Source organism: Sphingomonas sp. (genome assembly GCF_019242355.1).
In the GTDB taxonomy this organism is placed as follows: Bacteria; Pseudomonadota; Alphaproteobacteria; order Sphingomonadales; family Sphingomonadaceae; genus Sphingomicrobium.
Window position 1 is genome coordinate 1 of sequence record NZ_JAFAVR010000080.1, and the last position, 6,722, is coordinate 6,722.

General features: G+C 66.0%; 6 protein-coding genes. All 6 read left to right on the top strand.

All coding sequences use genetic code 11. The features are described 5' to 3' along the window. On the top strand, positions 1-2,448 hold a 2,448-nt coding region (locus JOZ79_RS03875), incomplete at its 5' end, for a strawberry notch C-terminal domain-containing protein (protein WP_294070851.1). Beyond that, entirely contained in the window at positions 2,445-3,509 is a 1,065-nt protein-coding gene (locus JOZ79_RS03880) for a toprim domain-containing protein (protein WP_294070853.1), read from the top strand. The genes JOZ79_RS03875 and JOZ79_RS03880, both read left to right, overlap by 4 nt. Before the next feature lie 304 nt (positions 3,510-3,813). Then, positions 3,814-4,752 (top strand): DUF2493 domain-containing protein, encoded by a 939-nt coding sequence (locus JOZ79_RS03885; protein WP_294070860.1) that lies wholly within the window; start codon positions 3,814-3,816, stop codon positions 4,750-4,752. A 386-nt stretch (positions 4,753-5,138) separates the two neighbouring features. After that, on the top strand, positions 5,139-5,597 hold the full coding sequence (locus JOZ79_RS03890; protein ID WP_294070855.1) for a hypothetical protein: 459 nt from the start codon (positions 5,139-5,141) through the stop codon (positions 5,595-5,597). Positions 5,598-6,165: 568 nt separating this feature from the next. Further along, the gene (locus tag JOZ79_RS03895) at positions 6,166-6,489 is read left to right on the top strand and encodes a DUF736 domain-containing protein (RefSeq protein ID WP_294070857.1); all 324 of its coding nucleotides are present in this window, start codon (positions 6,166-6,168) and stop codon (positions 6,487-6,489) included. Between the two features lie 38 nt (positions 6,490-6,527). Then, positions 6,528-6,611: a hypothetical protein gene (locus JOZ79_RS14105; protein WP_366514791.1), complete on the top strand. Its 84-nt coding sequence runs from the start codon at positions 6,528-6,530 to the stop codon at positions 6,609-6,611. Positions 6,612-6,722 lie beyond the last annotated feature (111 nt).

Below are 6,722 nucleotides of genomic sequence, written 5' to 3' on the forward strand. Positions count from 1 at the left end.
GGCGAGCAGGCGCCGTCGCAGCAGGGACGCGCGGGCCTCCGGCTTCAGCACGCGCTGCCGAACGCCCGCGTCGTCTACGTCTCAGCGACCGGCGCCACCACGGTCCACAACCTCGCCTACGCCCAACGCCTCGGCTTGTGGGGCGGCGAGGATTTCCCGTTCGCCACGCGCGCCGAGTTCGTCGAGGCGATCGAGGACGGCGGCGTCGCCGCCATGGAGGTGCTGGCGCGCGATCTCAAAGCACTCGGACTCTATGCCGCCCGCTCGCTCTCCTACGAAGGCGTCGAATACGAGCTGATCGAACACCAGCTCACGCCTGAGCAGATCCGCATCTACGACGCCTACGCCGGCGCCTTCTCGATCATCCACAACAACCTCGACGCGGCGATGCGCGCCGCGAACATCACCGGCGAGACCGGCACGTTGAACGCCCAGGCGAAGTCCACCGCGCGCTCCGCTTTCGAGAGCGCCAAGCAGCGCTTCTTCGGCCATCTGCTGACCAGCATGAAAACGCCGTCCCTGATCCGCTCGATCGAGCGCGATCTCGAGGCGGGCCACGCCGCCGTCATCCAGCTCGTCTCGACCGGCGAGGCGTTGATGGAGCGCCGGCTCGCGGAGATCCCGACCGAGGACTGGCGCGATGTCCAGGTCGACATCACACCCCGCGAGTACGTGCTCGACTATCTCGCTCATTCCTTCCCGGTCCAGCTCTATGAGCCGTTCACCGACAGCGAGGGCAATCTCTCGTCCCGGCCCATCTATCGCGACGGTCAGCCGGTCGAGAGCCGTGAGGCGGTCGCGCGTCGCGACCGGTTGATCGAGAAGCTCGCCTCGCTCCCGCCTGTGCCGGGCGCGCTCGACCAGGTCGTACAGCGCTTCGGCACCGATATGGTGGCCGAGGTCACCGGCCGGTCGCGCCGCGTCATCCGTAAGGGCGACCGGCTGCTCGTCGAGAACCGCGCCGCCTCGGCGAATCTCGCCGAGACCGCCGCCTTCATGGATGACACCAAGCGCGTTCTCGTCTTCAGCGACGCCGGAGGCACCGGCCGTAGCTATCACGCCGAGCTGTCGGCGCGGAATCGCAGGTTGCGCGTCCACTACCTGCTCGAACCCGGCTGGAAGGCAGATGCCGCCATCCAGGGCTTAGGTCGCACCAACCGCACCAACCAAGCGCAGCCGCCGCTGTTCCGGCCGATCGCGACCGACGTGAAGGCGGAGAAGCGCTTTCTCAGCACGATCGCGCGCCGGCTCGACACGCTGGGCGCGATCACGCGCGGCCAGCGTCAGACTGGCGGCCAGGGCTTGTTCAGGCCCGAGGACAATCTCGAAAGCCATTACGGGCGCGATGCGCTGCGCCAGCTCTACATGCTGCTGGTGCGCGGCAAGGTCGAAGGCTGCTCGCTTCAGACCTTCGAGGACGCCACGGGTCTCAAGCTCACGGACGCGAACGGCATCAGGGACGAGCTGCCGCCGATCACCACCTTCCTGAACAGACTGCTGGCGCTGACCATCGACCTGCAGAACGTGCTGTTCACCGCGTTCGAACAATTGCTCACCGCGCGCATCGAAGGCGCGGTCGCGTCGGGCACCTACGATGTCGGTTTGGAAACGCTGCGCGCCGAAAGCTTTGTCGTCACCGACCGGCGCACGATCTACACCCATCCCAGCACCGGCGCGGAGACGCGGCTGCTCACGATCACCGAGCGGCGGCGCAACCGCCCGGTCACGCTCGATGACGCTCTCGGCCGCCTCTCCGACCCGCGCGCCATCCTGCTCATCAACGAGCGCTCCGGCCGAGCCGCCGTTCAGGTCCCGGCGCCGAGCCTGATGCTCGACGACGGCGAGATCGAGCGACGCGTGCGGCTGATTCGCCCTATGGAGAGCCACAGCCTTCCCCTGAAGATGATGGCGGAGAGCCACTGGGCGGAAGCCGATCGCGAAAGCTTCGCCACCGTTTGGCAGGCCGAGCTTGCCGAGGTGCCCGCCTTCACCGACAGCACGATCCATATCGTCGCGGGCTTGCTGCTGCCGATCTGGAAGCGCCTGCCGAACGAGTCGACGCGCGTCTATCGGCTTCAGACCGATACGGGCGAACGCATGATCGGCCGCAAGGTCTCGCCGGCTTGGGTCGCCACTGCGCTCGCGGCGGACGCACCCACACTCACAGCAGAGAGCGCCTTCGCCGCCCTCATGGACGGCCGCACCATCCTCGATCTCGCGGAAGGCCTCCAGCTCCGCCGCGTTCGCGTCATGGGCGCCGCCCGTATCGAACTTTCGGGCTTTACCGACACAATGCGGGACCGGCTTAAGGCCTACGGCCTCTTCCACGAGATCATCTCCTGGAAGCTGCGCATGTTTGTGCCCACGGACGCGAGCGGCGCCGAGATTCTGGCGAGGGTCCTGGAACGCTATGCGATCGAGCGCGTCGGCGAGCGGGAGGCCGCGTGACGCCGCGCGACGCTTCCGAACTGGCGCATCGTCTCGCGCGCGAGGCCGAGGCGGTGTGCCGTCATTATCTTTCCAACGGCCGGCGCGAAGGGCGTTATTGGCTCGTCGGTGACGCCCGCAACACGCCGGGAAGATCCATGTTCGTCCGGCTCAAGGACTCACCGAAAGGACCGGCCGGCAAATGGACCGACGCCGCGACGTTCGAGCACGGCGACCTACTCGACGTGATCCGCGAGAGCTGCGGCCTTGTCGACTTCCACGAAGTCGCCGACGAAGCACGACGCTTCCTGAGCTTACCTCGTTTGGACCCGGAGCCATCGCCCAAGCGGGAGCACATATCGGCGCAGACTGGATCGCCGGAGGCGGCGCGGCGGCTGTTCGCCATGTCGCAGCCGATCGCACGGACTCTCGCAGAAGCGTATTTGCGCAATCGCGGCATTACGCCTTTGCACGAAGCCGGCAGCCTGCGTTTCCACCCGCGCTGCTACTATCGCCCGGACATCGACTCACCAACCGAGACCTGGCCCGCGATGATCGCGCGCGTCACCGATCTCGACGGCCGGATCACCGGCGCGCATCGCACCTGGCTCGATCCCGACGGTTTCGACGACATTCGTCTCGGCAAGGCGCCAATCGATACGCCGCGACGGGCGATGGGCGACCTCCTCGGCAACGCGGTACGCTTCGGTGTGGCGAACGACGTGCTCGCGGCCGGCGAAGGCATCGAGACCATGCTATCGCTGCGCTGTGTGCTGCCGACCCTGCCGATGGCCGCTGCGCTTTCGGCCAACCACCTTGCCGCCATTCTGCTCCCGCTGACGCTACGCCGGCTCTACATCGCCCGCGACGCCGACGCGGCCGGTGACACGGCGGTGACGGCTCTGACGGAGCGTGCCAACGGCGCCGGTATCGAGGCGATCGCATGGTCGCCCAGGCTGGGCGATTTCAATGAGGATCTTCGCACCTTCGGCATCGACGCCCTTCGGGCAGCCCTGCGCACCCAGCTCGCGCCACAGGACGTCGTCCGCTTCCTGCTGTGGGCGACCGCCGAGACGGGGTGAACGTCGGCCCTTCGATGTCCTCGTAGCCTGTCGGGCGAGGCGCATGATGCCGGACAGGGTCGCGCCCCTGGCCTTCTAGAGGGCGATCGGACGGCAGCCGGCCCGGCCCGGCAATGGCTGCGCCCGGCTATTTTCCGCCGGCCCTTCGGGCCTTTGCAGCGCGAAACAAAATAGCCGGGCTTCGCCATCCTCCGCTGCGCTTCGGCCCTGCGCTTCGCTCCGGGTGCAGGTCCGTTCCGCCCGCCGTCTGGTGATCGCCACGAAGGCCGCGATGGGCGCGGCTCATCCGGCAAAGGGCCTCACCATGACGACCAACCACGACGACACCGAATTCGAACCGCCGCACAGCTCATCTCCGACCGATCGCGTCCTCAACGAGCTTCAGCTCTATGGCTTCCGTCCTTTCCACGACGAGCCGGACCCGAGACCTCTTCCCGAAGGCGACGCCGTCGCGGGCGCTGTCGCCGACATCTTTGATGCCCTGGTCTCAACTTTGAGCGATACGCGCCTCGAACCGGACCTCGAGGACTTGCTCTGGTCGACCGTCAACCTGTTTCACCGCGCCATCGACCGCATTGGCCGCGAGCTCGACGACAACGAGCAGGCGCAGCAGAAGAGTCAGCGCGAGCAGAACGGCTCGGAGGTGCGATCGGTCGAACTCGAGCGGCTCACCGCCGAGGGCATCACGCTGATCGAACGCCGCGACAGCATGGAACTCTTTCGCGATCAGGCCGCCGAGCGTTTCGAAGTCCACACCGGCTCGCCCTGGCGGCCCCGCTCCGGATCATCGGTCAACCATCGCACTCTGACCGCCGCGCTGATCGACAGCCGCGACTTCCTTGCCGCCAAACGCCGTGCGGAGACCGAGGTGATGCTGCCGGCAGGACCGAAGATCGCGCTCACCGGCGGGCTCGACTTCAACGATCATCGCCTGATCTGGGACCGGCTCGACAAGGTCCACACCAAGCACCCGGATATGGTGCTGCTGCATGGCGGATCGCCGAAGGGTGCCGAACTGATCGCCGCCAAATGGGCAACCAGTCGCAAGGTGCCGCAGATCGCGTTCAAGCCCGACTGGACGAAGCACGCCAAAGCCGCGCCTTTCAAGCGCAACGATGCGATGCTCGAGGTCTTGCCGATCGGCGTCCTGGTATTCCCCGGCACCGGCATCCAAGGCAATCTCGCCGATAAGGCGAGAAAGCTCGGCATTCCCGTGTGGAAATTCGGCGAGGGCGGCGCGTGAGCGCCGTCCCGTTCTCCGACGTTCGTGGCTCAACAATGATGAGTCGCCACATGATTTTCGAGTGCTAGGCGCGCCTCTTCTGACTTCAGGCGCGCCTCGTCCGTCAATCGCTGAAGCCGCTGATACTCGTTCAGCGATGACGTTCCTATGTTTCGGTGCAACTCATCAACTGCGGCGGCAAAGCTCCGTGTTGTCGCCTGGTAGCTCGCGAGCAACCGCTCTTTCAGTTCACATGTCATGCGCGACCTACCTCCCTCCACAGGTCCACAGGGGATACCGGACTAATATCCGGATTCCAACCCAGTTCGCCATCTGCTATTCTTTGGGCGCGCCGTGGTGGTGGTGGAAGGCGCGACCGTCACAATCTTTGTCACGGAGGCACCACCATGCTCGTCATCGGACTCATCCTGAGCATGTTCGGGATCGGCCTGTTTTGCTGGCTGATCTTCATGCTCGCGGTTTATGCGCTGCCGTTCTTCGTCGGGTTGACCGCTGGCATGGCCGCATTTCACGGCGGGGCGGGCGTCCTGGGCGCGCTGCTTGTCGGCATTGTCGTCGGCGCTCTCACCCTCGGCATCGGCCAGATTGCGTTCGCGGTCGTTCGCCCGCTGCCGCTGCGCGCCGCCATCGCCGCCGCCTTCGCGATTCCGGCGGCGATTGCCGGCTATCATGCGGTTCTAGGACTCTCGCAGATCGGCGTTCCATCGCTCGTCTGGCGCGAAGTGTTCGCTTGGGTCGGCGCGCTCTTCATCGGCGGCACGGCTTGGGCGCGGATGACAGTCTTCGCAGAATCTCTCCCGCTGCGGCCGAGCGGGGCTCACGAGACGGGCCTCAGCCGATTCTGACGGCCGCCACGCGCGAGGGATGAGCATGGTCCTCATCGTCGACTGAGCTTGCGTTGACGATCGGGCGCTTCAGGAACACGTGCTCACGTCCCGTAGCATGCGGCCCAGGTCGAATGCGCGCTTCGTCAACGTCAGTCCGATCTCTGACGGCCCGCGACCCATAGGACAGAGCGTTTCGTTGCAGCACGTGCGCGGCAAACGATCCCGCCTTTTCCTACGCCACGGTTTCTTTCTCTACGCCCGGACTGTCCGACGTCTTGTGCAGGACAACCGACATCCGCCACGTCTTCTCCCGAGGATGCTGTTCAAGCACGGACGCACCTGGCCTCGTGATGGCCTGATCTGGCCGAAGACCGGCTGCGCCTCGATCGCCTGAGCCGCAACGCCGTCGGATCGACTTTCTTCCCCTGGGCCAAAACCCATTCCGCGCGAGGCAAGAAAGTCTCCCCGCCGTCATCCTCCGCTGCGCTCCGGCCCGCGAGCGGGTGCGTCGTCGATCGTCCCCGGCCTGTCGATCGCCATCGAGGCCGCGGTGGTCGCGGGCTCGAAACAGCTAAGGAGAAGTGACATGGCTAACATCGGTTCCTTCAAGAAGGTCGGCAGCGAATTGCAGGGGGAGATCGTCACCCTGAGCGTCCAGACGAGAGCCGTCCGCATCGTCCCTGAGGCCAACCGGGGCAGCGACAACGCCCCCAGCCACCGGGTCTTCGTCGGCCGCGCCGAGATCGGCGCCGCCTGGTCGAAGCGCTCCAACAACGGCCGCGACTATCTCTCGGTCAAGCTGGACGACCCGAGCTTCAACGCGCCGATCTACGCCAACCTCTTCGACGACGAGGACGGCGACTGCTACACCCTCATCTGGTCCCGCAGCCGCAAGAGCAACGGCGACTGACCGGCCTCAAGCTCGACGACCCGAGTTTTACGGCTCCGATCTACGCCAACCTCTTCGACGACGAGGACGGCAAGAGCTACAACCTCATCTGGTCGCGCCCGAACAAGCGCAGCGGCGACTGACCGCACCCGACGCTCCGCCCGGACTGCCGGACGGAGCGCTCGCGTGCTTGATCCAGGCAGCGCGTCGTCATCGTCCAGTGAAAAAACAGAGGCAGCTAACGGCTGCAGCGC